The organism is Chitinophaga sp. Ak27, assembly GCF_012726295.1.
Lineage (GTDB): Bacteria > Bacteroidota > Bacteroidia > Chitinophagales > Chitinophagaceae > Chitinophaga.
Genome location: NZ_JABAOB010000001.1, coordinates 627656 through 653535, shown reverse-complemented (window position 1 = coordinate 653535; position 25880 = coordinate 627656). Strand labels below are relative to the sequence as shown.

Below are 25880 nucleotides of genomic sequence, written 5' to 3'. Positions count from 1 at the left end.
TCTGTTATGAAATATCATCTTAGAAATATAACTATTGCATTGGCAGCAGTTGTCGCAACTGGTAGCTGCCAGAAGGTATTGGATAAAGACAACCTAACGGCTGTGGATCCTACTATGGTATGGAGCAATGTTAAAATTGCCTCTGCTTACCTGGATGAAATTTATGCTAACCTGATGCCCGATAATCCTTATGGAACAGGAAATGATACTGATGAGGGGGTAGCTTATCAAAAGCAAACAAATGATTGGTTTGTGGGCACTGCTACTTTTGATAGCAACGACGATTTTGATGTGTATAAGAATATACGGTCTATTAATACCTTGCTGGGCAATATTGACAAGGCTACTTTTGGACAGGCGGATAAAAACACCATCAAAGGCCAGGCGCTGTTCTGGAGGGCCTGGGCTTATCACCGGCTTGTAAGCGCCTATGGCGGGGTGCCACTGATACTGGAGGCACAGGCGCCTACATCGGATCTTTCACAGTTACAGAAACCAAGGAACAAAACGTCGGAGTGTGTAACCCAAATTGTAAAAGATCTGGATGATGCGATTGCTCTGCTGCCGGAATCCTTTACTGGCGAAGACGTGGGTAAGATCGACAAAGGAGCTGCGATGGCCTTTAAGGGAAGAGTATTGCTGTTTTTTGCCAGCCCGCTATTTAACGGACTCAATGGCGTAGCCTCCTGGCAAAAAGCCTATGATGCAAATTTAGCTGCCAAACAGTTTTTGGATACGCATGGTAAAGGATTGTATAGCCCATATAGCAAAATATGGGATGATAAGCTGAATAAGGAAGTGGTAATGGTGCGCCGCCACAGCTACCCGCAGGATACTTATTTTCAGGGTGGTCTGATTCCGTTGAACTGGTCTGCCGATGACGTAGGCGCTGATAAGCCTTCACTGGAATTGGTGAACGCTTTTCCAATGAAAGACGGAAGCGCATGGGATGCGATGCCAAGGCTGTACGACACCCTTTTCAGAAATCGCGACGACCGGTTCTATGCTAATATTTACTATAATGGAGCACCCAACCAGTACCTGCAGGGCATGCGCGATGAAAATACTTATCTGTGGACCTACTTCAATACGGTATCCGATTATGACAGTCCTGTGGGAATAGAAGGAGATCATAACCAGGTAACCTCAGACCCATTGTGGAGTAATTCCAGTTTTTACCGCATTAAAGCCATAGATAAGAATATAAATAAGAGCCAGGTATGGCAGGCTTCTGTCGACTGGATTGAAATTCGCTATACTGAAGTGCTGATGAACCTGGGAGAATGTGCCAATGAAGTGGGTAAATCCGGGGATGCGCTGGACGTGTTGAAACAGATAAGAAGCCGTGCGAGTATTTTGCCGGGGAGTGGCGGTAACTATGGCATTAAAGCCACCTCGCAGGAACAGATCCGCGAGGCCTACAAGAAGGAGAGTTTTGTAGAGTTTTGTTTTGAGGGTAGACGCTGGAATGACCTGCGCCGCTGGAAAATGTTTGGATATTTGAATGCGCTCCCACAGCGACATGGATTGGGTATTGCATTGAAGCCCGGCCAAACAGGGGCGGTAGGGAATCCCAAGGCTGATATTAATGTCATCTGGAACCAGTTTACTTACACCGTGATACCTACTGATAAACAGAACTTCGCGCTGAAAGATCAGTATTACATCTATGGAATTCCTAAAAAAGTACTGGACGGAAATCCTCTGCTTACACAAAATAATAACTGGGGAGGAGGATTTGATCCTTTGCAATAGAAGGCCAACGATTTTTACAAACAGGTATGGGAGAAACAGGGTTCTCATACTTGTTTGTTTAGATTGGAAGAATGAAATTTAATAAATGCTTGCTTATAAAACGTATAATCATAATACAGATGAGTCTAAAATACCTGATCGCGAGTTGTTGCCTGTTGTTGAGCTGTCAGACCGTTTGGTCGCAACAATCTTTCACATTTTGTAATCCGCTGGACCTAAATTACCGTTTTGCATATGATGATGCCAGCTACCGGGAAGCAGCTGACCCCGTAATTCACCTGTTTAAAGGGAAATATTATCTGTATGCATCTAAATCGGGAGGGTACTGGACTTCGGATAACATGGTACAATGGAAATATCTGCGCTGTACTACATTGCCAGTGGAAGACTATGCGCCAGCCGTTGAAACGATCAGGGATACTGTTTTTTTCATTGCATCGGGAGGAAACCCCAAACTATATTACAATACCGACCCGCAAAAAGACAACTGGAAAATATACAATGCCCATTTCCCTATATCTATGACAGATCCTGCTATCTTCCGTGATGACGATGGCAGGATATATTTTTATTATGGCTGCTCTGCTACTAACCCCATCATGGGAGTAGAACTGGATCCTGACCGGCGGCTTGATACCATCGGTACACCGCAAGTATTGATTGATCACCGTTTCAGGGAGCATGGCTGGGAGGAGCCTGGAGAAAGTAACAACAACGGGAAAGCGGGATGGAACGAGGGCAGCTGGATGAACAAATACCAGGGGAAATATTACCTCCAGTATGCGGCGCCAGGTACCGAATTTAACGGTTATGGCGATGGCGTGTATATAGCCGATAGGCCGCTGGGGCCATTTACCTATATGGATAATAGTCCGTTTAGCTATAAACCACGGGGCTTTATTAATGGAGCTGGCCATGGCTGTACTTTCCAGGATAAATACGGTAATTATTGGCATGTGACTACCATGACGATTTCGGTACGGCATATGTTTGAACGGCGTTTAGGCTTGTTCCCTGCATGCTTCGATAAGCAGGGACAGTTGCACTGTCTGACAGCCTTTGGCGATTATCCGATGAAGATGCCGGACCGGAAAATAGATATTAAAGCGTCTTCGCTTTTTACGGGTTGGATGTTGTTATCTTATCATAAGAACGTAGCGGTTTCTTCGGCTTTACCCGGCCACGACCCCGCATTGGCTGCAGATGAAGAGGTACGTACCTGGTGGAGCGCTGCCAGCGGTCGTTCTGGAGAATGGTTACAGATGGACCTGGCAAAGGAGTGCACAGTAAATGCGTTACAGGTAAATTTTGCCGACCAGGATAGCCGGCTGCAGGCCACGAGCACCATCAAGCCTTACAGGTATAAAATAGAAGCGTCATCGGATAGCTTGCACTGGAAGCTACTCGTTAATAAGGCACGGAACGATGCCGATGTTACCCATCACTATATTATGCTACCTAAACCTACTCTGGCCCGTTATATCCGGGTTACCTGTTTACAGGTACCGGACGGATGCTTTTCTTTGTCCGACCTGCGGGTGTTTGGTAAACATGCAGGCCACCTGCCTAACGCCGTGACCCAGGTATCAGTCAGCAGGGATAAGGCTGATAACCGCCGGGCTACGGTTTCATGGAATGCCGATGAAAATGCCACGGGGTATGTGGTTTACTACGGTACAACCCCGGAAAGTCTCTATACGTCGGTGATGGTTTATGGAGACCATCAATTACGGCTAACAGGGCTCAATAAGGATATTCCTTATTATTTCCGTGTAGATGCTTTTAATGAGAGCGGGGTAAGTAAAGGAAAAGAAATGAATAATTAGATATTAAAGAGGTTATCAGAACTCCGAAAGAGATGAAGCGTTTTCCTGAATAAAAACAATGCCTTTATTTTAAAATTTCACGCTTAAGCCGGCGCTATTCCTGGCGCCGGGTAATTTAAAAAGCTCACAACAGAAAAAGACAACCAGGAGAGCATGTTATGGATGACGATGATGGAATCTGAAAAAACGCTACCGGATACCCCGACCACTTGCCATTTCGGGCAAAAAAAGCATTTGAAATAGTCAGTTTTATGGAGAAATAAATGAAGTGCATGCCGCATCTTTGGCGGCGGTAAAAGTGAGATACCCGGGCCATGAATTGTTGAGAAAACAATCAAAGGTCCATCAGCAATATGGAAAGGCTTCCCGATAAAAGCAAGTCTTTTATTTTAAAAATTCACGTTTAAGCCGGCACTAGTCCTGGTACCGGGTAATTTTAGCAGGCAACCGCTGAGTGTAAAAAACTTTGCAGCATTGATGGTACAAAATGCTATCCGCGGCGTTGTACTAACATAAATGGAAAAAGGGGTATTCCGGTGTTTTAATACAAGTTGGCGTTGGCCAATAGGTGTTGATGGTTAACCTGTTTACCACGGCTATTGACAGATAATTTTTAAACAGAGAAGGAATGAGACGAATCCTCGGTGTTACCCTGGTATTGGCATTTATGGCAAAAGTCAACATCAGCGCTATGAGTATGCATAGCGATACCACCCGGTATTTCCCGTATCCGGATAGGATACGCTATGATGGCAGCTGTATGACTATTGACGGAAAGGATATATTTATTTACAGTGCAGCCTTTCATTATTTCCGTTGCCCGCAGGAGCTCTGGAGGGATCGTTTCAGAAAAATAAAACAAGCCGGATTTAATACGGTAGAAACTTATATCCCATGGAACTGGCATGAGCGTACTATGCCGGATAACATCAGCGATACCTCGAAGTTCGATTTCCGGGAGCTGAAAGCCTGGTTAAAGATGGCCCAGGAAGAATTTGGTCTTTATACTATTGTGCGCCCTGGCCCATTTCTATGTGCGGAATGGTCGGGAGGCGGATATCCCCGCTGGATAAGCTTGTTTGGGCCGGGAACAGGAGAGCTCTGGCTGCGTGGAGCAGATCCGGTGCATGTAAAATGGTCGGAACACTGGTTGAATGCCGTGTCAAAAGTAGTAGCCGGAGAGCAGCTTACCCGAAAAAAGAAAGGACAGAAGGGCGTGATCCTGTTCCAGCTGGAAAATGAATATGATGCGCATGATACGCCCAACAAGGACGTACTTTTAAAAGCATTGTACCGTTCGGCCAGGAGCAATGGTATTGAGGTGCCATTGTTTACCTGTCTTACCAATGAGTGCCGGGCCAGCAAGGACGAGGAATTGTCGCAGGTGTTCGATTGCGACAACTATTATGTAGACCTGACTGAAGCGCCCAGTTGTGCCCGCCGGATGGTGAACTTGCGCAAGGCACAGCCGGATGCCCCAGGTATGGTGACTGAATTGCAAGGTGGTTGGTTTTCGCTGGTCACCGGCCGGTTAAGTGAAGAAAATTATTCCGATGCCCGTCATTTAAAGGCGATCAGCTTAATGTCGTTGTTGGGAGGTGCTACGGGGATCAACTATTATATGTTTTATGGCGGAACTCATTTTGCAGGGTGGGGCGCCCGTGGAATGACCACCAGCTATGATTATAATGCGGCTATCCGCGAAAATGGCGGGGTAGGAGCCAAGTATACCGTAGCAAAGGAGATAGGCGATTTTCTCCGGGTGTATGGCGGCCAGTTGGCCCGGTCGGCTGGTGGCCCTTGTGAGTTGCAGGCATCCGGTAAATTGTTTGGTGGCGTTCGTGTAGCGCCGGATGGTACCCGGTTTGTTTTCCTGCATAATACAGATCCGGACCATGGTGTAAAAGAAAAGGTGACACTGGTGCCGGGAAAAATAGACAAGCCATCCGTTCCCATGTATAATATTAATCAGCATGGCGAAAGAATACTAATACGCGACACGGATACCAGTGCGGCTGGTTCGCTGGCTATGGCAGCTTTTACCATTGAGGCGGATTTACCGGCGCTGGGCGCTGGCATCCTGGTACTCCCTCCGGGAGCATCACCGGAGCAAGGGGAGTGGTGGCCTAAAGCGGCCGTTGCTACCCCGCGTCCGGTACTTAACATACAACCTGTACGTATTGCTGTTGCCAAACGGGTAGAAGACCCGGTAGCAAAGGCGGTGTGGAAGCCATTGCCAGCGGCTACTTCCTTACCGGCGTTGGGAATCAGCGACTTCCGGTATAGTCTTTACCGGTCGGTTTTTCAGCTCACTTCAACGGAGGTGAGCAGGGAGCCGTATTTGTTGTTTAATATGTTCACACGTGATATTGTTGCTGTAACCGTGAATGGCGTACCGGCAAAAAGACTTTTCCCTGATCGTGCGGATGCACAGTCCTGGCCCACCCGGAATGCCGACAAACGGATTGGCAATAACGAATTCGACAACCGTTTTGAGGTGGCCGGGCTATTGAAAGCCGGAACAAACGAAATTGTAGTTGCCTATGAAAATTTAGGACATGCACATGGGTACATGCCTATGGAAGAACCGGCGGGCATCAGGGCAGGAGGCCTATCGGTAACGGATACCCTGTTATCACATCCTTTGAGCTGGGAATATGCAGCAGATGTAGCCGGTATTACGCAAAACTACTGTCAACCTGGTTTTGATGCATCTAGCTGGGAGAAGATGGCATTGGATACAACGGGCGACCTACCGCGTAAAGGCAACCGGATCCAGCCCAAAGACAGGCAGACGGGTTTGTTTACCTGGTACCGTATTGAATTTTATCTCCCTGATATTTCATCCAATATATGGATACCCTGGATGGCCAGGATTAATGCTTCGGGCAACGGCTATATGTGGTTGAACGGTCATAACATAGGCCGGCATTGGGAAACAGGACCGCAGCGGGAATTTTATCTCCCCGAATGCTGGCTAAATATGGGAAAACAAAAAAAGAACGTATTGGTGTTTGGGCTTAGGCAAACAATCAACGGCGCACAGCTTCATGCGGTGGAAATCAGGCCCTGCATAGAAGACGCCGCATTCAAACAGTAAAATATTAAAGTAACAGGAACAATGAAAAAGATATTACTTCCGCTTTTGGGGCTGTCTATGTGGTTTGCTTCCGGCACGGTTTCCGCGCAAAAAGCAGGTGCAGGTATTGGGTGGACGGCAGACAACGGCGATGGAACCTTTACAAATCCGCTTCAATGGGGCGATTGGCCCGATCCTGATGTGATCCGCGTGGGCGATTGGTTTTACATGGTATCTACCAGTATGCATTATGTGCCCGGCTGCCCGATATTAAGGTCTAAAGACCTGGTGAACTGGGAAATGGCCGGTTATGCAGTAGATCGCTATAACGAAGATCCAAGGTACGATATGAAAGGCGGCACGTTATATCTCAATGGCTCGTGGGCTGCTACCATCCGGCATCATAACGGTTTGTTCTACGTTGGTTTTTGCACCCCTTATGGATGGGGTACCGAGAAAGGACATTTTTCTATCTGTACGGCAAAGGATGTGAAGGGACCCTGGACCAGGACCATCTTCCCGGAGTTCCTGTATGACCCGGGATTATTTTTTGATGATGATGGCAAGGTATACGTGGTGCATGGCCAGGGTACACTGTACCTGACTGAGCTGGCGCCTGATGCCTTGTCGGTGAAAGGAAAGGCGGTGAAGATCTGGCAGGGTGGAATTGAGCGTCCGCAAGGCTCTTCGGCGCCTAATGACAAATACGGTATGGAAGGATCGCACGTATATAAGATCAATGGTTACTACTACATCGCTAATGCAGCCGGTGGAACAGAAGGATGGCAGGTTTGTTTACGCAGCAAGTCTATTACAGGTCCTTATGAATCGAAAATCATTTACCAGGACGAAAGTTCTTATCCCAATAATGGCCTTCACCAGGGTGGTATGGTGCAATTGAAAAACGGTGACTGGTGGTTTATTATCATGCAGGATCGTGGTCCTATTGGGCGCGTACCGCATTTGCTGCCGGTAAAATGGGTTGACGGGTGGCCCATATTGGGCGATAACGGGAAAGGATTTGTTACCGGAAAAAAGCCGGATGTGGGACGCACCTATACGGTTATGGCGCCGGCAGCTTCGGATGAGTTCAATACCACTCCGCTGGGATTGCAATGGCAATGGAATCATAACCCGGATAACAGTAAATGGTCTCTTACCAGCAGAAAAGGATATATGCGGATGCAGGCTTCGTATGCAGGGGCTTTAAAGGAGGCGCGTAATACGCTTACACAGCGGGTACAGGGGCCATCCAGCGAAGGTAGCGTGGAAATGGATATTACCGGGTTAAAGGAGGGAGATGTAGCAGGCTTAGGCATTTTCCAGGACCCGTATGCTTTTATCGGTGTTAAAAAAGAGGCTGGACATACGGTATTAGTAATGATCAACGATGGCAAAACCATAGACAGTATAGCAGGAATATCGCAAACGAAAATCTGGTTGAGTGCGGCTGTTACGGATAAAGGGTTTACGGCCAGCTTCTCGTATAGTTTGGATGGTAAAAAGTTTATTCCCTTTGGAGATCAGTTGAAAATGGGGCTAGGTTATCCGTGGACAGCCAACCGTTTCGCGCTATTTAATTTTAATACACTCGCTGGAAATGAAGGCGGTTATGCAGATTTTAACTGGTTTCATTTTACCGGTGGAAGGCAATAAGGAGTAAAAAAGAAGATGCTTTTATTAATAGCACGTGGAATAGCTCAAACCTGGCCTCCCGTTCCCGGGAGGCCACTCTTTTATAACAGGGGCAATTTTTTCCTCAGCCGGGGTAATTTTTTGCAAAAAAATGTACCGCAAAGAAAACATGTAAATAAATCAATTTTAGTGTAGTTTTACGAAGTATCGCCCGATACTTTAGTGAACATGCAATTTTTTATTCCTGATGAAAGAAGAGTAGGGGCTACAAGCGACAACTGTCCTGCCGGCTACGGCAGTTTTTTTCAATCGCCGGAAAATCTGCATTTTTAATTTACTAACATAAGGTGCTTGCCTGTGCTATGGTTTTAGAAGTATTAGATGACGAGGATTGTTATAATCGGTTAAGGGCAGGAGATGAGTCCGCGTTTCGCCACCTTATTGGCGTATATGGACCTGCGCTTTGTCGTTATGCAGATAGGATCATCATGAACAGCGCTGCCGCAGAAGACATTGTTACCGAGGTATTGGTAAAAGTGTGGGAGAAGCGGGAAACGTTTCACTCCTTTACCAACGTGAAAAGGTTCTTTTATGTTGCCGCCAGGAATGCCTCGCTGCAATATATCCGGGACCGGCAGCGGGAACAACGGAAATTTGAAGCATTTAATGAAGTGCATACAGATATAGCGGTAGATGAAGTGATTTACGCAGAAATGATGGTGGAACTGCAAAAAGCCATCGCCGCATTGCCGGCCAAAATGCGGGAAGTATTCATCCTGGGATATATACGTCAACTTAGCAACCAGGAAATAGCCACACAATTAAATCTCTCCGACCAAACGGTTCGCAACCAGAAAACAAAAGCCCTCTCTATTATCAGGAGTAAATTGGGGCACCGGTCTCATTTGGAAATTTACCTTGCATTATTACTGTTGTTTCGGCAATAAGCGAAAATCTGCTGCCAGGGCGCCTTGGGCGCTTCTTCCCATGTTGCGGTGGCTATATTTACTTCCCTGAAAAAAAACTTTGTAATACCGATGGTACAAAACGTACCATGCGGCGTTGTCATTATAGATAGAAAATTCCTTTGCATGCCATGAAAGAAGAACGGATAGATGAAGCGTTGCGCATAGCGGCGCTGATACAACAATTGAAAACCGGAAATATTACAGCGGAGGAGTTACAGGCGCTGAAAGCCTGGATAGCGGCAGACAAAGGGAATGAAGCCCTCTTCCAGCGGCTCAGCGATCCTGCACATTGGGAAAGTGAGTTGCAGGCTATAGAAAAATATGATGCACATGCATTGACCCAACGGGTAATGACGTCGGCTGGCTTATCATTGCCGGCAACGGATGCAAATACCAACCGCCGGGAGCCACGCCTGTGGAACCTGTCGGCCTTTTGGAAATGGACGGCAGCGGCAGCAGCGGTCTGTTTTGCGGCTATTCTCATCCGGCATGTCACGAGTAAACAGACACCGGGACATAATGTGGCGATTAACAGCGGTGCTATTAATCCTGGTGGCAATAAAGCCACACTGGTATTGGGAAATGGCGCAACCGTAGCTTTAAAAGATAGTACGGCTGATAGCGTGGCCATGCAGGGAGGTAGCCTGATTGCCCAACAGCAGGCAGGCGTATTGGTATATCAGCGGGCCGGCGCGGTGACGCAGGGCGAAACCTGGAATACGGTGTCTACCCCCAAAGGAGGGAAGTATGAAGTGGTGCTGTCTGACGGTACGCATGTTTTTCTCAATGCCGCTTCCACGGTGAAATTCCCGGTACCCTTCAATGAAAATGGCCGGGAAGTAGTGCTCACCGGCGAGGCCTATTTTGAGGTGTCACATACACCGGGTGAAAAGGCAGCATGGCCTTTTGTCGTAAAAATACGGCGTGCTGGCGAAGATGGCGGAGAGGTAAAGGTACTGGGTACCCACTTTAATATCATGGCCTATGACGATGAGAAATTCGTAAAAACTACGCTGGTAGAAGGTTCGGTGAACATGCACAAAGATGCAAATACCGTCATACTCAAACCCGGGCAACAATCGGTATGGTTTCCGCAAACCAACACGCTACAGGTAAGGCCAGCCGACCTCGAGGCGGAAATTGCCTGGAAGAACGGACGGTTCCTGTTCCGGTCTACCGATATAAAAACTATTATGAGACAACTATCCCGGTGGTACGATGTAACTGTCGACTACGACGGAGATATGACCGATATCCGGTTTGCCGGGAATATAGAGCGAAAAGAGAATATTAAAGAGTTAATAGAAATATTGGAGGCAGACGGCCGGTTACGCTTCCATATCACCGGAAATAAAATTATTGTATCACGTATTTAGAATAAGGAGGAACTGAACAATGAAATAATACCATTTACACCACGTATCAACCAAAAATAAACCGGAATCCGCGGCCAGGCGGTATTCCGGTAGAAATGTCCGCTTTCTTGACAAGGCGTAGTAATCCTGTTATCAAAAACGAAACTATACAAATATATGTATTTGCACGTGCAAAATGCGCGCTCATTTTATGGGAGTTGGCGCAGAACCAGAATCTTGCTACACATCGTTATGAGACTTGCTTTTTTTGTTATGTTGGTCACCTGCTTGCAGGTCCGGGGCAACGCTTATTCTCAAAAGATTAATTTATCTGGGAAGAACCTTTCCCTGGAAAAAATATTTTGGGTAATCGGCCAGCAGAGCGGTTATCAGATGATTTATAATCCTGACCTACTGAAAAATACCTCCAGCATTGACCTCAACGCAAAGGATATGCCTTTGCGGGACGTACTGGATAAATGCCTGGACAAACAAGGGCTTACCTACGTGGTCAGGTATAATACGATCATCCTGAAAAAATCGGTGACGGCCCCGGAAGCAGAAAGTGCCACCGCGCCACCGGTAACCGTTCGTGGGCATGTAACCGATGAAAAAGGACAACCCCTGGAAAGGGTAGGCGTACAGGAGAAAGGTACCGCCAACGGTGTTTACTCCGACAAAAAGGGTGAGTTCGTGATCCAGGTGAAAGATGGGCATGCCATCCTGCTGTTTAAATACCTGGGATATGCCACGAAAGAATTACCGGTAAATAATCAAACCTACCTGGAAGTACAGCTTGCGCCGTCTTCTATCGGTATCGACTCCGTGGTGGTGACCGGTTTTAACACTAAACAAAAGAAGATCAGTATCGTAGGTGCTATCACTACTATTTCTCCACAGGAGTTAAAGACGCCTTCCAGTACGCTATCGTCCTCCTTTGCAGGTAGGCTATCAGGGGTTATTGCGCGGCAATCTACCGGGGAGCCTGGTAGTGGCGCCCAATTCTGGATCAGGGGGGTATCCACTTACGGAGGAACCGGTGCATTGATCTTCCTCAATGGCGTGGAAATATCTGCCGGCGATCTTAATAGTATTGACCCTAGCAATATCGAAAGCTTTTCTATCCTGAAAGATGCTTCGTCTACCGCATTGTATGGCGCAAGAGGCGCCAATGGCGTCATCCTGATTGAAACCAAGCGCGGTAAGATCATGGACAAACCGAAGATCTCCGGGTTAGTGGAAAGCACTGTTTCTACTCCCACACAGATTGTGAAGTTTACCGATGGTGTTTCTTACATGAAATTGTACAACGAAGCACTACGGAACGACAACCCCTATAATGCCGACCGTTACTCCCAGGAAAAAATCAATGGCACCGCGCAGGGACTGGATCCTTACATCTATCCAAATGTTGATTGGTATAAAATGTTGTTTAAGGATTATGCACTGAGCCACCACGCCAACCTCAATGTGACGGGAGGCGGCCAGGTAGCGCGTTACTACATGGGTATTGCCTATTATAAAGACATGGGTATCCTGAACAACGGTTTGCTGACCGGGTTTAAAAATAATATCGATAACAACCGTTTTAACTTCGTGAACAACGTGAGCGTAAAAGCCACCAAGACCACGGAGCTGGAACTGAATATCAATGCCGACTATTACCGGAACACCGGCCCTGCCAACAGTGCCTCTTCCTTGTTTGGTAGCGTAATGGGCGCTAATGGCGTGGATTTCCCCGCTTATTATCCCACACCCGCCGATGGCGCATTGGATCATATTTATTTCGGTAATAAAACAGACGGTTTCCTGGGAGCCAATACCCGCGATAATCCGTATGCGGATATGATCAAGGGATATAGCCAGTCAGCTGCTTCCACACTGTTGACCACATTGAGAGGAAAACAAGATCTGAACATGATCACCAAAGGATTGAGTTTTAATGCACTCATCTCCTTCAAGAACTGGTCTAGCAGCAGCATTACCAGGACTTATACTCCCTATTATTATACATTGGATAGCTATAGGAAAGAGGCAGACGGAAAATATATTTATAACCTGAACTGGATTGCAGCAGCCGGTGGGTCTACGGCATTGGGCCAGTCGGGAAGTAATAGTGGCGACAGAACACTATATATGCAAACCACCCTGAACTATAACCGTGTGTTTAATGATAAGCATGATGTAGCTGGTATGCTGGTGTTTTTAAGAAATGAATATAATACCAATACACCCGGCGGTGATATTGTGGACGCTTTACCGTCCCGTAAGCAGGGCTGGGCAGGCCGCCTGGCCTATGGTTACGACTCCCGTTATTACCTGGAGGCCAACCTTGGTTATACCGGCTCTGAAAACTTCGCAGCAGGCCATCGTTATGGTTTCTTCCCTGCCGGCGGGATTTCCTGGGTAGCTTCTAATGAATCATTCTTTAAAGACGCGGCATGGACCAGCCATATTAACCTGTTGAAAGTCCGTGCCTCCTATGGTTTGTCTGGTAACGACCAGATCGGGGGCGATCGTTTTCCTTACCTCAGCGTAGTGAATATGAATGCCGGAAACGGTTTTACCACCGGCTATAACTTCGATAATGGTATGTCGGGCATTCAGATTACCCGTTACCCCAATAATAATATTCAATGGGAGATCAGTAAAAAATTGAACCTGGGCGTGGATTTGGGCTTGTTTAATGATCTTACCCTGAATCTTGACTGGTTCCGTGAAGAACGCAGCAACATTTACCAGCAACGGGGTACCATACCTGCTACAGCCGGCGTATCGAGCGCATTGCCGTATTCCAATATCGGGCGGGTGCTGAACCATGGTATAGATGCTACGCTCCTGTATAATCATAGCTTTAACAAGGACCTGCAGGTTTCTTTCAGGGGAACATTTACTTACGCACGTAACAAAATATTGTACTACGATGAACCGAATTATGCAGCATTGGGTCTTCCTAACCTGTCATTCATGGGGCATCCGCTGAATACCAATTTTGGCCTGGTAGCGGAACGTTTATTTATCGATGATAAAGAAGCGGCTAACAGCCCTGTATTTGTGGCCTCCAAAGCCGGGGATATCAAGTATAAAGATATCAATGGCGATGGAGCGATTAACAACAACGACCGGGTGGCCATGGGGTATCCACGGGTACCTGAAATTGTTTATGGCGCCGGCTTTACCGTTACCTACAAGAAGTTTGATGTAGGCGTTTTCTTCCAGGGCCTGTCGCATATGTCTGATTATATCAGCGGGGCCCGGCCTTTCGGACGTTCGCAGAATAACCTGATTGCAGCCATTGCCGATAATCATTGGTCGTCCGACAATCAAAACCTGTATGCCTTTTACCCGCGGTTAACCGCATTGGAAACGGCTCCCAATAATGAACAATCTTCTTCCTGGTGGTTGCGCGACTTCTCTTTCCTGCGTTTGAAGCAAGTAGAGATAGGCTACAACCCGGCAAAGATTGTCAGGGTATATATGAGAGGTATTAACCTGCTTACGTTCTCAAAGTTCAAACTATGGGATCCTGAACAGGGTGGAGGTAATGGTTTAGGATATCCTCCACAGGCGGTTGTCAATTTAGGCGCGCAGTTTAATCTCTGATAACATCCATTCACCAGCTGAAAAAGAAATTTATGTATCTATTCAAACGCAAATATATATTCGGGGGTCTTTTAGTTCTTCTTTTATCATCAGGATTATTGTCCTGCAAGAAGTATCTCGACATTGTGCCACCCAACACGGCCACTATCAATACGGCTTTCCAGAACTATAATACGGCGCTGCGGTTCCTGTATTCGTTATACGCCTACATGCCCACTGAAAATGATGCCAGCTACGGTAACATCAGTGCATGCGCTACCGATCAGGCTATTACCGTATGGCAGAATAACGTTATTTCAAGGTTATTGAGAGGGGAACAAAACTCTTCCAATCCATTGTTTAACTATTGGGAAGGAAAGAACATTGTTTCCAGTGTCAGTCTTTTTGAAGGTATCCGGCAATGCTATATCTTCCTCGATAATGTAGATAAGGTTCCCGGTGTTACCGCTGATATTGCGAAGCGCTGGAAAGGGGAAGCAATTTTTCTCACCGCTTACTATCATTATATCCTGTTGCGCCAGTATGGACCCATTCCGCTGATTGATCACCAGGTAGATTTCAGTAGTACAGCTGGCAATGATATTTTTCCGTTCCGTCAATCCTACGATTCGGGTGTGAATTATATCGTAAGAAAATATGATGAAGCCATCAGCTTACTACCTAACACGATCCCTGCTCAAAATGAACTCGGACGGGTCACTACCGTGATTGTAAAAGCCATGAAAGCACGGCTGTTACTCACAGCTGCTTCTCCGCTGTTTAATGGTAACAGTGAGTTTTACGCTAGTTTCAAAGACAGGAATGGCCAGCAGCTGATGAACGTTTCGTACGACAAAGAAAAATGGAAGCGCGCTATTGATGCTATCAAGGAAGCAATAGATGCTGCCACACAGAGTGGAAAGCGCTTGTACCAGTTTGCAGATTATAAAGGGCCTACCAATATTTTTGAAAAAACACGCCGCGATACCGGGATGATTGCTTACCGCTTTGCGATGGTAGATCCGTGGAACGTAGAGTTGATATGGGGCTATTCCGTACCGGAAGGATGGTACCAATGGCAGCAGAACTGTGCCCCGCTAACAGGTAATTCTTACAATGGTATTGGCCCAAGTTTAAGAACGGTGGAAACTTTCTATACCGAGAATGGGCTGCCGATAGATAAAGATCCTACCTGGGCGTATGCAAAAAGATATGAGGTAGATCCTGATGAAGGCACCATGAATGTGAACCTCCACCGCGATCCCCGTTATTACGCATCTGTGGCCTATGATAACGGTAAGTTCCTGGTGAATGGTACCGCCGAAACCATGCATTTCAAAGCCGGAGAAGATCAGGGATGGCGCTCTGGAGCCACCAATTACTCCAGCACCGGGTTCCTGGTGCAAAAAGTAGTGCATCCCCAAACTGTAGCAGACGACAACAATTTTACCATTGTTCACTATCCCTGGCCTATCATCCGTTTGGCAGAGTTATACCTCTCTTATGCAGAAGCATTGAATGAATATTACGGTGTGAGCCAGCAACAACAGGTGCTGGATAACCTGAATATGATCCGGCAAAGATCCATGTTGCCTACAGTACAGGCTGCCTGGGCTATTGCCGGCCATGCTCCTGTATTTACCCAGGATGAAATGAGGGATATCATACGCCGGGAGCGCACCATAGAGCTGGTGTTTGAAGGGCAGTACTTCTGGGATGTACGCCGCTGGAAACAAGGCGATAAATACCTGAACCAAACCATTTATGGGATGAATTTCCAGGGCGCCGACGAAAGCACCTTCAACCAGGTAACGCCCGTGATGTCCCAGTTATTCCGTACACCGGCCAGCTACCTGTTCCCCATCAGCGTACAGGAGCTGAGCAAGAATAATAACCTGGTTCAGAATCCCGGCTGGTAGCCGCTTTGAAAAATAATTCATCATCCAAACAACTTTTCGTTATGCTACATAAAAAGTTATTATTAGCCATGCTTTCAGGGCTTTTATTTCTTCACCTGGTGAGCTGCAGTAAGAAGGAAGATGCAGGTGCACCGCCTCCTGCGTTGAGCAACGTAAAAGGTACGCCAGGTTACGGTGAAGCTATCTTTACCTGGGATGCTATTGGCCGAAGCCCCAAAGATTCTGCCCTTTATCTCTATACCTCTATTAGCTACACGGATACTGCCGGAAAGGTGATGGAACAGAAATTCAGTCGCTATACCGATACCGCCGTGATAGGTAGCTTAACCGACAAACCCTACACCTTTACCATCAAAACAGTAGGGCCACAGGGGGCCGTGAGCGCGATGACTACCATGTCGTTAACTCCCAAACCACCGGTGTACATTGCGATTGCCGGTACCATCAAAATCACTGCCTCTATAGGCGGCGCACGCGTGGCGTGGGAGAATAACTCCGGGAAAACAGTGATCGTAAATGCAGCGTACACAGATCCGGCCACTAATAAAGTGGTGAGCAAAGCTTTTACATCAGCAACACAGCAGGGCGTGGGTTATCTCTCCGGTATGCCCGGGGGAAGCCCGGTTACGGTAGTGGTAACGGTAACGGATATATCCAGACGCCAGTCCAACCCCGTGAGTGCTACTATTACTCCGCAGACCGAAGTGAAACTTTCCCGGACCGGCTGGTCTATTGCCGGATTCAGTGACCAGGAAGCAGGTGGTGAAGGACCTGTGAGCGGTTATGCTACTGCAGCAATAGACGGCAACATCAGTACATTCTGGCATACCACCTGGTCGACCGCTGAAACTCCTTATCCGCACTGGATTGCAGTCAATATGGGTCAGGTGGCTACTATTTCAAGGTTCGGCCTCGTGAACCGCCAGAACAACCACGGCGGACAAACTGAAATACAACTGATGGCCAGTACAGATGGACAAACCTGGACAGACCTCGGCACTTATCCTTTCGTACAGAAGAATGATGAGCAATTCTTTTCTGTACCGCCTCAATCCTGGAAGTACGTGAAGGTGGTGCTTACCAAAGGCCCCAATTTCTTTGGGTTCCTGGCAGAGATCAACCTGTATGGCGCACTGTAAGTATTTCTTGACTTTAAAATAACACATGCATATGAGCAAGGTTAACCTATGGATGTATATTTTTTTGACAGGTATGGCGCTACCGTTTATGTATTGCGCCAAACATTCCGGAACGACTACGGCTGATGATAAACCAGCCGTGGAAGTGAATAAGAGTACCTATAAGCTGAACGTAGTATATTTTGTTCCACAGGGACAGGATACCCTGCTACGCTACCGGGAGCGGATGACGGATATGTTGTTTTTCTTCCGGGATTTTTATGGTAAAGAGATGAATCGTAACGGGTTTGGTAATAAAACGTTCGGGCTGCAGACCAATGCCGCCGGTACACAAGTGACATTTTCGGTGGTTCGTGGCGCCCATCCAGCATCTTCTTATAAGTATGACGGCGGCGCAGGCCCCGAGATGGAAGAGATAAAAGCCTACTTCCTGGCGCATCCTGATGAAAAAAGAAGTGAGCATTACCTCGTAATTACGCCGGTACCGGATGTTACGCATGCCGACGTTCCTTACTACGGCATCGGTAACTGGGCTTTTATCCTGGACCACGACCAGCTGGATATCAAAAAGTATGGACCAGGTATCGACTGGGTAGCGGGCAATGCGCATGAACTGGGTCATGGCCTGGGTTTGCCGCACGATAAGGAGAAAAGGAGTGAAGCCAACACCATAGGTACTTCCCTGATGAGTACTACAGACTTTACCAAGGGAACGATGCTATCGAAAGCTGCCTGCGCTATTTTAAACAACTGCGAGTTGTTTAACAACGCCACAGTAGCCGATTACCAGCAGTCTTTCAAAACGTATGCGAAGACAGTGCATATCAGTTATGCCAATGGTAATATGGTAGTCTCCGGGCGTTTTTCTGCTGCCCAGCCGGTGAATGGGATTAATGTGTACCAGGACCCTGATGCCAGTCCTGATTCTTACGATACCCCCAGCTGGTCAGCCGCTCCTATAGGAACCGATAGTTTTAGTATCTCCACGCCGATAAATGAGCTCTGGGATCTCCAGGGTAGCTATGAGCTCAGGGTAGACGTGCTGGGTAATAATGGTTATCGACAAACGATTGTTTCCTATCACTATTCGTTTATTAACCAGGCGCCGGTGCTCGACCCGGCTATTGGTTCCCAGCCTGAACTTCCGAAAACAGGGTGGGTGGTTGCTGACGTAGACTCAGAAGAAAGTGGTTACCCGGCTACCAATGCGCTGGATAATGATCCGTCTACCTACTGGCATACACAGTACAGCGGGTCTGAGCCCACGCATCCGCACCAGCTTACAATTGACATGGGCGCCTTGCATCAGCTGAAGGGCCTCACATTCCGGGATCGCCAAGGCGTATGGCCAGGCATTAAAGAGATGACGGTGTATACGAAAACTGCTACCGGTAGCTGGACGTCGCAAGGTGTGTTTACGTTGAGAAAGAGCGATATGGATCAGTTTATCTCCTTTGCAGCCCCGGTAGATGCCAGGTATTTCAGAATCGTGACTACCAGCAGTTATGATGACGGGAAGTCTTGTTCGCTGGCAGAAATTGGCGCATATTGATTGATGAATGCTTATATGTTAACGGCCCGCAGGTGTATGCCTGCGGGCTTTTATGTGGGTAGGACTTATACGGGAGTTGCCGCAGACGCTTCATAAATAAACAATGTCGACTCATTATCGTCTGGCATAAAATAGCCCCGTACTTTATCCCCTTCTCCTAACTCAAAGAAGCTGGGATTCTGTGTCATAACAGCATCCGTGGCAGGTGACCACAGTTCAACGGGCAACTGGTGCACTGGTTGATATGAGTCCAGATTAATGATTTCTATACCTCCAAGGGAAAACAATGGCTTCCCTGGCCGTTTGTAGGCGTTAAGCCCCGTATATAGCATTTCTCCACCGCCCAGGTATTGATTATCCTGGTAGTCGATGTAATAGGCATGGTTGGGTAAGGGAGAAACGTTGGTATGGCGTAGCTTACCTGTTGCATTCAGTGCCCATTGATAGAACCGGCGCGAACCCCAGCTGACGCCGTGTAAAGTGTTGGTATCAGGGTTCCTGGCAATGCCGCCGATATGGTCATTCCATCTAAACATCTCTTCCAGAACCATCTGGCGGGGATCGAACCGGTAGATGATAGCCCTGCTGTCGGGCCGATATTCGGCAGCTGCTATCCAGATGTGCATGCCATCGAAATCGATGCCGCTGGGATGAAAGATGGCCCCTTCGCCAATGGCAATATCTGCCAGCAGATTGCCGCCGGCATCGATTTTAAAGAGGTGTCCTGCTCCGGAGGATCGGTCATTGCCGGGATGCACCTCTACAGAAGATACCCAGTAATCTGTTCCGATCTTAACCATGCCCTGGCAATGGAAGGTGTTGAACAGGATCTTAATCGCTTCTACCTGGTTCCAGGGAGTATGCCGGGTGAGGGATTTCAGCCGTTTGCTTAAAAGGCTTTCTGGCCTTTTGGGTTGAGGTAGGCCATCAAGATTTGGTGATAGGCAAAGTGCGCCCAAAGGCAGCAGGCTATGTTTTAAGAAATCTCTTCTTGCAGGCATGATGTTATCCGGGTTTATGTGGTAATGTTACATAAATACCAATAACATCAATATTATAAAATTAATAACAAACATGAGTGGCTATAAATGGTATACCCGGGCTCAAACGAGCCCGGGTATACCATTTATGTTTCAGGAAACGCCCGTTATTTTAATTTATCCGCGATGTTCCATACCTGTATATCTTTTATCACGCCTTTGAAGGCATGTGCAGTATCGCCAATATTTTGCAGTGGAAATACCAATGTTTGTACAACCGACATGGAATCTTTGGTGCCTGCAAAACCTATCTTTTTCTTCGCCAAATTTTGTACCAGTTGCCCATTTGCGTATAGGCGAGTGCCTTTGCAATCCCCGCTGATAGCCAGTTGTGTCCATTGATTAGCCGGCACGGTATAATCGAACGTATAATCGTAGCCTTCCCGCGAGAAGCCCAGTTTACCTGTTTGTTGTTGTTTGAGTTTAACAGTGGCATGGGGGGAGCTAAATAATACAGCATTGGGTGCATTAGCGGCATCAGGTTTAACGGTAAACATTACGGTATAGTCATACCCTATTTCGGGAATGGGCGTTTGTGCGAAACTCCGTCCTCCGTTGATATGCAGGCCATCGTGCCGGATGACCGCATTGGTTGTTTTGCCCAGATTTCTTTGATTGCCGGAATTGTCTTTGCTCTTATTTTTTCCAGGTTCATATTGTAACACCAACCCGTTCTTCCCTTTGAGTTTGCCGCGCATATTGGCGCCGGGGCCTTCGCCGGTATTAGCGGCATTGGCGGCAAACACGGCATAGCTTTGGGAGCTGTCGGCGCCTCTCCACATTTTTTGAGCGAGTACCTGCATCGCCGGGAATACGCGGTCGTGTACATCCTGCTCTGTGATGCCGTTGCCTACATGATCATTCCATACGGCAAAAGAGCCGCCCATGATTTGCGGATCGCCGTCTTTAAACCGTACATCCCCTACCTGTATGGGTTCCCATTTGTTGTATAGTTCACGTACATCGAGGTAATCGTAGTAATAGCCCGCCGCGGGAACAATGTACAGCCATCCATCGGGGGTAGAGATCATATTGTATCCAAGTTTTGCCATGGCTACCGGGTCGGCATAGCCGTTATACCATACATTCATTGTCACATCTTTTACCTTCACCGGGGTATTGCCCTGGGCATGTGTGAGTGCGCCCCAGACCCGCGCTTTTTTCCCATAGCTTTCTACGAGGCGTATGTAATGGTCGGTGAATGCGCGGAATTGCTCTGCTGCAGCTTTGGCATATTCGTCTGTTCCGATGTGCACTTCCGGGCCTGTAAATACCGGTTTAGGGCCCGACAGGTATTCCATGAATACACTGTCAATGACCTGGTAGGTAACCGGGTTATCCAGGTCGAGATGATCCATGCCATATTGTTTGCTGCCAATCTCGGGGCGGAGTTTGGTGAAGGCGAGGGAGTGCGCCGGTACATCTATCTCCGGAACTATATTCACACCATAGGAAGCTGCCAGCGCCTGCAGGTCCCTGAATTCCTGTTTGGTATAGGAGCCGTCTTTGGAGGTAAGCCCGGGATAGAAATCGCTCTGCAGGCGGAAAGCCGCATAGGTGCTATCCCAGTTTTTTCCAAAGAATTGCTTAAAACCGTTATCATTGAGGTGTATGTGAAAATCGTTCATTTTATAGTAGGACATGAACTTCACATATTGCCGGAGAAAATCCAGGCTGAAGAACTTACGTCCTGCATCGAGCACAAAGCCACGAACACCGTATCGGGGATAGTCCCTGACTGTGCCGCAGGGGAAATGAGTATGGAGACTGTCCTGTTCTAATACCTGCAACAGGGTACGCGTGCCCCAGAACACGCCCCGGGCACCAGGCGCAGCTATATTCAGTACGTCCTTTCCAGCGGCAATCTGGTAACCTTCTTTACCGAGCGACGTATCAGCGCTGTTGAGCAGGAGAAAAATGTCGCCCGCGGCAGGTGTACCGGTCTTGATAGAGAGAACAACACCGTGGGTTAACGGCAGGAGGTCCTGTTGCAGCACCTGCGCAGTAGCAGATAAAGCGGCTGCCGATGTCGGCTCCAATACAATTGCACTGGTCGGTTGAAGGGTAAATTGTCCCTTGCCACCCTGCCACTCCTGCAGGCCAGGTATTACAAATGGAGCGGGATTGGTGGTTTGCGACCAGGCATTACCCTGAAATAATCCCAGCGCTAAACCGGTAATAAGAAAAGTTTTTTTCATTTGATGAGTCATAACATTGTTCACTGATTGGTTGCCTCACAGGCATTGGTAATAGTAATTACTATCGCGTATCTAATGTAATCACTTCCGGCTGATTTTCTGTATCCGGCTATGTAAAAGGCAATATAGGAGGGGTATTGGTCAAAATAGCGGAAGGTCTTGAATGCCTATTTCATCGTGGTCATGCTTCGCTGTTTGTTGCCCCAGGTACTTAACATTTTAAGGATTGGTTCTAATTCCCGTGCCATCTCAGTTAATTCATATTCAACCCTGGGAGGTACTTCAGCGTATACGGTACGTTTTACCAACCCATCTTGTTCAAGTGCTTTCAATTGCAGGGTGAGCATACGTTCTGTGATATTGGGAAATGCTTTTTTTAGTTCCCCGAAACGCAGTGTTTTGCCTTCCAGTTTACTAAGTATGAGTAATTTCCACCTGCCGCCTATCATGTAAACAGCATAAGTGAGGTCACATTCAATGATGGTGGATTCGTTGCGGGTATATGTAGAATTTATCTTCCTGGTTGCCATTACTTACATATTTGTTCGTACCATACAATTGACGGTAGAGTGCATAAAATTAACTGCTCGCCACTACTTTTACAAAGAATTTTTGAAGGTAAAAAAGATTAGCATTATGGATCTCTATTTAAAAGGAAAAACAGCCGTGATTACTGGCGCTAGCCAGGGATTTGGCCGCGCTATTACAAAAGAGTTGGCCTTGGAAGGTGTAAAAGTATTAGCCATCGCCCGCAACAAAGAGTTGCTGGACACACTCCAGAAAGAAATTATGGTTGCTGGTGGTGTAGTACCCGTTGTAATTGTACAGGACCTGATGGCACCCGATGCCCCGCAATTGATAGCTGCAGCTGCATTATCCAGCCTGGGGCAGGTTGATATACTGATTAATAATGCAGGTAGAAGCCAGCCGGTAGATGTTGCCGGCGCAGCAGATGCATGGGAGGAGTCAATGACGCTTGATTTCGAACGTCCACGTCAGCTTACTGAAGAGCTGTTGCCTCATTTTATAGCACGTAAACAGGGAGTTATCCTGAATATTACGAGTTCTTATGAGTTGCGCTCCATTAATGTATCTGCGGTAGCGAAGGCATCGTTGGTAGCCTGGTCGAAAGGATTGGCCGGGCAATTGGGCCAGCATGGTATCCGGGTGAACAGTTTGCAGCCGGGACTTATTGATACGAATAACACCAGGCGTTTTTTTCCTGACGAAGGGCGTGCGGAATTCGCCGGGAAAGAAATTCCATTGGGTGATTTCGGTGAGCCGGAAGACATTGCCAACATGGCGGTTTTCCTGGTGTCGCCCCGGGCAAGGTATATCACGGGTAGCGTAGCGGTGGTAGATGGCGGTATGCGCAGGTATCCATTTTGACGGAATAGGGGCGAAACGAAGTTAGGGATTCATCAAAAGGTTGGCAATATGTTGATAGCCTTTTGATGAATTTATACTTCCGCCATTGTGGCTTGTAATTCCAGTTCCGCGATGAGCCTGGATTTTACCTGGGTAAACGCCGTATCCTTTGCTTCGGCAAACGAGATGTTATAGGCGCGGTTTATTTGTTGTAAGTGCGGCGGGAAGGGCGCCAACAGTTGTTCGTAATAATTGTCCAACTCTTTCGTACCGGGCATTTCAAAACGGATGCGCAATTGAAAACGCCTTAATATGGCTGCATCAATCATTTCAATATGGTTAGTGGCACAAATGAGCAACGATTTTTCGGGATAATAATCGATCAGCTGTATCAGCGTATTCACCAGGCGCCGCATTTCTCCTACATCTTTATCATCATCGCTGCGGGCTTTACCAATCTGGTCAAACTCATCGAGGAAGAGGACGGCGCCTTCCCTGGCGGCTTTATCAAAAACAGATTTGATGTTTTGCGCGGTTTCCCCGATGCGGGGGCAAACAACATTGCTCAGGTTCAGTATCATCAAAGGCTTGTTCATGGCGCCGGCAATGCCTTTGGCGGTAGTGGTTTTCCCACAACCGGAACTGCCGAATAACAACAGTTTGTTATTGACAGGAAGTCCATATTGATGGAGTGCGTGTATGAACCGGTGCTCTTTGATGAGCTGCTGAATGGCTTGCCTGTTTTGACCCGGGAGGAAAATATTCTCGAGCTGTATGGTTGGTTGATCATGGATGATCAAATCGTATATATTCATTCGCGTTACTGTTATGCGGTTCCCTTTTTCGCGCTGACGCAAACGGGACAACCGGCGTGATAGAAAATTGCTTTTCCCATGATGATGCAAATTTAGTTAATATTTTACTGGTATGATGAGTGCCTGGCTGTTATCACTTCAGCAGCCAGCCTTTTGTGTGATGATGAAACAAAAGTATACTATATTTGGACCAGGTAACTAGTGCAGAATTTTTAAAATAAGGTAGTCCAGATGTTAAGAGCATGGAAGTTGGAAGTACAATTGGATGAGCAATCGGAGAAGGCCATCTATCTCCAGGTGGCAGATGCCATCATAAAAGATATTCATTCCGGCAGGCTGAAGTCGGGCGACGCATTGCCGGGAAGCCGGTATCTTTCGCAGCAGTTGAAACTTAACCGGAATACGATAGTGGAGGCGCTGAATGTATTGCTGATAGAAGGGTGGCTGGAATCAAAGGAAAGGCAGGGCACCTTTGTAGCCGCCACTTATCCTTTTCACCCTGATGCACCGAAGAAAGGCGTGAGACTCACTGCTGCTCCGGCGACGAAGCCCTGGCGTATTTTTTTCGATGATGGTTATCCGGACAGTAAAATAGCGCCCATCGCTGAACTGGCAAGGGCCTACCGCCAGATCTTCAACCGGAAAGCAAAGTGGCAGATGATGGGATATGGGACAGAGCTGGGCGACCTGGAGTTCCGGAAGGAGATGGCGCAAATGCTGAACCATCAAAGGGGAATGCATACACAGGCTGGGATGCTTTGTATTACGCGCGGCAGCCAGATGGCGCTCTACCTGGTAGCACAGTGTCTACTGGAGAAAGGAGATTACATTATAATAGAAAACCCTGGCTATAAGCCTGCCTGGAAGGCTTTTGAGAGTACAGGCGCTCAATTGTTGCCGGTAAATGTGGATGAAGAAGGGATGATGATAGCCGACGTTATCCGGCATCTGAAATCACGAAAGAAGATCAGGGCTATCTACCTGACGCCACACCGCCAGTATCCTACCACCGTTACCTTGAGCCTGCAGCGCCGCCTGAAGCTGGTGGAGCTGTCGAATGAGTACGGGTTTACGATTGTGGAAGATGACTATGACAATGAGTTCCACTTCGGCTACCGTCCTGTATTGCCCCTGTCTACTTTTACTGAATTAAAAAAATATGTTTATATCGGCACCATGAGCAAGGTTGTTGCTCCGGCGTTGCGCATTGGTTACCTGGCCACCAGCGACCTGCAGCTGCTCGACAGAATAGCTGCCCTCCGTAAGATTATTGATGTTCAGGGGGATAATATTATGGAGCAGGCGGTATTACAGCTCATCAGGGAGGGGACTATCAAACGGCATATCAAAAAAGCCAGCCTGCATTATAAAGCCAGGAGAGATGCTGCTGCGGTGCTGCTGCAAAAATACTTGAAAAATAAAGCTACCTGGCATATCCCCGATGGAGGGCTGGCATTTTGGATCATGCCCAAAGTGCCGGTGGACTGGTGCCTTATCTCTGAAAAGTTACAGGCAAAAGGTATTAAAATTATCTGCCCGGATAGTTATAGCTATGATGCCCCGGTAAATGGCATCCGGCTGGGATATGCTTCCCTGGGAGAAGAACAGCTGGAAGAGGGAATACAGGCGCTGGCTAAGTTGCTATAGCA

17 protein-coding genes are annotated in these 25880 nt (G+C 47.5%); 12 read left to right on the top strand and 5 right to left on the bottom strand.

Going from position 1 to position 25880, the window contains the following annotated elements:
* The first annotated feature begins 6 nt into the window (after positions 1–6).
* The 5 genes from HGH90_RS02550 (at position 7) to HGH90_RS02530 (ending at position 9242) form a co-directional block, all read left to right on the top strand.
* Positions 7–1755, top strand: coding sequence for a RagB/SusD family nutrient uptake outer membrane protein (locus HGH90_RS02550; RefSeq protein ID WP_169190323.1), 1749 nt, complete (start codon positions 7–9; stop codon positions 1753–1755).
* Between the two features lie 119 nt (positions 1756–1874).
* Positions 1875–3581, top strand: a complete 1707-nt coding sequence (locus HGH90_RS02545) for a family 43 glycosylhydrolase (RefSeq protein WP_169190322.1) — start codon at positions 1875–1877, stop codon at positions 3579–3581.
* 628 nt (positions 3582–4209) lie between these two features.
* Positions 4210–6681 carry a beta-galactosidase gene (locus HGH90_RS02540; RefSeq protein ID WP_169190321.1) on the top strand — a complete coding sequence of 824 codons (2472 nt, stop codon included), beginning with the start codon at positions 4210–4212 and terminating at the stop codon, positions 6679–6681.
* A gap of 21 nt (positions 6682–6702) precedes the next feature.
* The gene (locus HGH90_RS02535; RefSeq protein WP_169190320.1) at positions 6703–8316 is read left to right on the top strand and encodes a glycoside hydrolase 43 family protein; all 1614 of its coding nucleotides are present in this window, start codon (positions 6703–6705) and stop codon (positions 8314–8316) included.
* Positions 8317–8657: 341 nt separating this feature from the next.
* Positions 8658–9242 (top strand): RNA polymerase sigma-70 factor, encoded by a 585-nt coding sequence (locus HGH90_RS02530; RefSeq protein ID WP_168763435.1) that lies wholly within the window; start codon positions 8658–8660, stop codon positions 9240–9242.
* A 121-nt stretch (positions 9243–9363) separates the two neighbouring features.
* Here the strand turns inward: HGH90_RS02530 and HGH90_RS32235 are convergent, their stop codons facing one another.
* A complete protein-coding gene (locus HGH90_RS32235; protein WP_410493670.1) occupies positions 9364–9894 on the bottom strand; it encodes a hypothetical protein in 531 nt (176 codons plus the stop codon).
* Between HGH90_RS32235 and HGH90_RS32230 the strand changes: the two genes are divergently transcribed.
* From HGH90_RS32230 to HGH90_RS02505, 5 genes are all read left to right on the top strand, one after another.
* Positions 9893–10639 (top strand): FecR family protein, encoded by a 747-nt coding sequence (locus HGH90_RS32230; RefSeq protein WP_410493669.1) that lies wholly within the window; start codon positions 9893–9895, stop codon positions 10637–10639. The two genes, HGH90_RS32235 and HGH90_RS32230, sit on opposite strands and share 2 nt — an antisense overlap.
* A 231-nt stretch (positions 10640–10870) precedes the next feature.
* Positions 10871–14221 carry a TonB-dependent receptor gene (locus tag HGH90_RS02520; protein WP_169190318.1) on the top strand — a complete coding sequence of 1117 codons (3351 nt, stop codon included), beginning with the start codon at positions 10871–10873 and terminating at the stop codon, positions 14219–14221.
* A 98-nt stretch (positions 14222–14319) separates the two neighbouring features.
* A complete protein-coding gene (locus HGH90_RS02515) occupies positions 14320–16119 on the top strand; it encodes a RagB/SusD family nutrient uptake outer membrane protein (protein WP_168763432.1) in 1800 nt (599 codons plus the stop codon).
* Positions 16120–16160: 41 nt separating this feature from the next.
* Positions 16161–17258, top strand: coding sequence for a discoidin domain-containing protein (locus tag HGH90_RS02510; RefSeq protein WP_168763431.1), 1098 nt, complete (start codon positions 16161–16163; stop codon positions 17256–17258).
* Positions 17259–17289: 31 nt separating this feature from the next.
* Entirely contained in the window at positions 17290–18810 is a 1521-nt protein-coding gene (locus HGH90_RS02505) for a discoidin domain-containing protein (RefSeq protein ID WP_169190317.1), read from the top strand.
* Positions 18811–18875: 65 nt separating this feature from the next.
* Here the strand turns inward: HGH90_RS02505 and HGH90_RS02500 are convergent, their stop codons facing one another.
* From HGH90_RS02500 to HGH90_RS02490, 3 genes are all read right to left on the bottom strand, one after another.
* A complete protein-coding gene (locus HGH90_RS02500) occupies positions 18876–19811 on the bottom strand; it encodes a DUF6454 family protein (RefSeq protein WP_169190316.1) in 936 nt (311 codons plus the stop codon).
* A 146-nt stretch (positions 19812–19957) separates the two neighbouring features.
* Positions 19958–22048 carry a family 20 glycosylhydrolase gene (locus HGH90_RS02495; protein WP_169190315.1) on the bottom strand — a complete coding sequence of 697 codons (2091 nt, stop codon included), beginning with the start codon at positions 22046–22048 and terminating at the stop codon, positions 19958–19960.
* Positions 22049–22215: 167 nt separating this feature from the next.
* Entirely contained in the window at positions 22216–22578 is a 363-nt protein-coding gene (locus HGH90_RS02490; RefSeq protein WP_168763427.1) for a winged helix-turn-helix transcriptional regulator, read from the bottom strand.
* Positions 22579–22684: 106 nt separating this feature from the next.
* Here HGH90_RS02490 and HGH90_RS02485 point away from each other — a divergent pair, with 106 nt between their 5' ends.
* Complete coding sequence (locus tag HGH90_RS02485) at positions 22685–23437, top strand: SDR family NAD(P)-dependent oxidoreductase (protein ID WP_169190314.1); 753 nt, start codon at positions 22685–22687, stop codon at positions 23435–23437.
* A gap of 71 nt (positions 23438–23508) precedes the next feature.
* On the opposite strand, the gene HGH90_RS02480 is transcribed toward HGH90_RS02485, so the two are convergent.
* The gene (locus tag HGH90_RS02480) at positions 23509–24231 is read right to left on the bottom strand and encodes an AAA family ATPase (protein ID WP_168763425.1); all 723 of its coding nucleotides are present in this window, start codon (positions 24229–24231) and stop codon (positions 23509–23511) included.
* Positions 24232–24462: 231 nt separating this feature from the next.
* On the opposite strand from HGH90_RS02480, the gene HGH90_RS02475 reads away from it, so the two are divergent.
* Positions 24463–25878: a PLP-dependent aminotransferase family protein gene (locus tag HGH90_RS02475; RefSeq protein ID WP_168763424.1), complete on the top strand. Its 1416-nt coding sequence runs from the start codon at positions 24463–24465 to the stop codon at positions 25876–25878.
* Positions 25879–25880 lie beyond the last annotated feature (2 nt).

Excerpts from the sequence above, each read along its gene's own strand:
- HGH90_RS02550 (WP_169190323.1), top strand. The coding sequence starts at position 7 with ATGAAATATCATCTTAGAAATATAACTATTGCATTGGCAGCAGTTGTC.
- HGH90_RS02545 (WP_169190322.1), top strand. The coding sequence starts at position 1,875 with ATGAGTCTAAAATACCTGATCGCGAGTTGTTGCCTGTTGTTGAGCTGT.
- HGH90_RS02540 (WP_169190321.1), top strand. The coding sequence starts at position 4,210 with ATGAGACGAATCCTCGGTGTTACCCTGGTATTGGCATTTATGGCAAAA.
- HGH90_RS02535 (WP_169190320.1), top strand. The coding sequence starts at position 6,703 with ATGAAAAAGATATTACTTCCGCTTTTGGGGCTGTCTATGTGGTTTGCT.
- HGH90_RS02530 (WP_168763435.1), top strand. The coding sequence starts at position 8,658 with ATGGTTTTAGAAGTATTAGATGACGAGGATTGTTATAATCGGTTAAGG.
- HGH90_RS32230 (WP_410493669.1), top strand. The coding sequence starts at position 9,893 with ATGCAGGGAGGTAGCCTGATTGCCCAACAGCAGGCAGGCGTATTGGTA.
- HGH90_RS32235 (WP_410493670.1), bottom strand. The coding sequence starts at position 9,894 with ATGGCCACGCTATCAGCCGTACTATCTTTTAAAGCTACGGTTGCGCCA.
- HGH90_RS02520 (WP_169190318.1), top strand. The coding sequence starts at position 10,871 with ATGAGACTTGCTTTTTTTGTTATGTTGGTCACCTGCTTGCAGGTCCGG.
- HGH90_RS02510 (WP_168763431.1), top strand. The coding sequence starts at position 16,161 with ATGCTACATAAAAAGTTATTATTAGCCATGCTTTCAGGGCTTTTATTT.
- HGH90_RS02505 (WP_169190317.1), top strand. The coding sequence starts at position 17,290 with ATGAGCAAGGTTAACCTATGGATGTATATTTTTTTGACAGGTATGGCG.
- HGH90_RS02500 (WP_169190316.1), bottom strand. The coding sequence starts at position 19,811 with ATGCCTGCAAGAAGAGATTTCTTAAAACATAGCCTGCTGCCTTTGGGC.
- HGH90_RS02495 (WP_169190315.1), bottom strand. The coding sequence starts at position 22,048 with ATGAAAAAAACTTTTCTTATTACCGGTTTAGCGCTGGGATTATTTCAG.
- HGH90_RS02490 (WP_168763427.1), bottom strand. The coding sequence starts at position 22,578 with ATGGCAACCAGGAAGATAAATTCTACATATACCCGCAACGAATCCACC.
- HGH90_RS02485 (WP_169190314.1), top strand. The coding sequence starts at position 22,685 with ATGGATCTCTATTTAAAAGGAAAAACAGCCGTGATTACTGGCGCTAGC.
- HGH90_RS02480 (WP_168763425.1), bottom strand. The coding sequence starts at position 24,231 with ATGAATATATACGATTTGATCATCCATGATCAACCAACCATACAGCTC.
- HGH90_RS02475 (WP_168763424.1), top strand. The coding sequence starts at position 24,463 with ATGTTAAGAGCATGGAAGTTGGAAGTACAATTGGATGAGCAATCGGAG.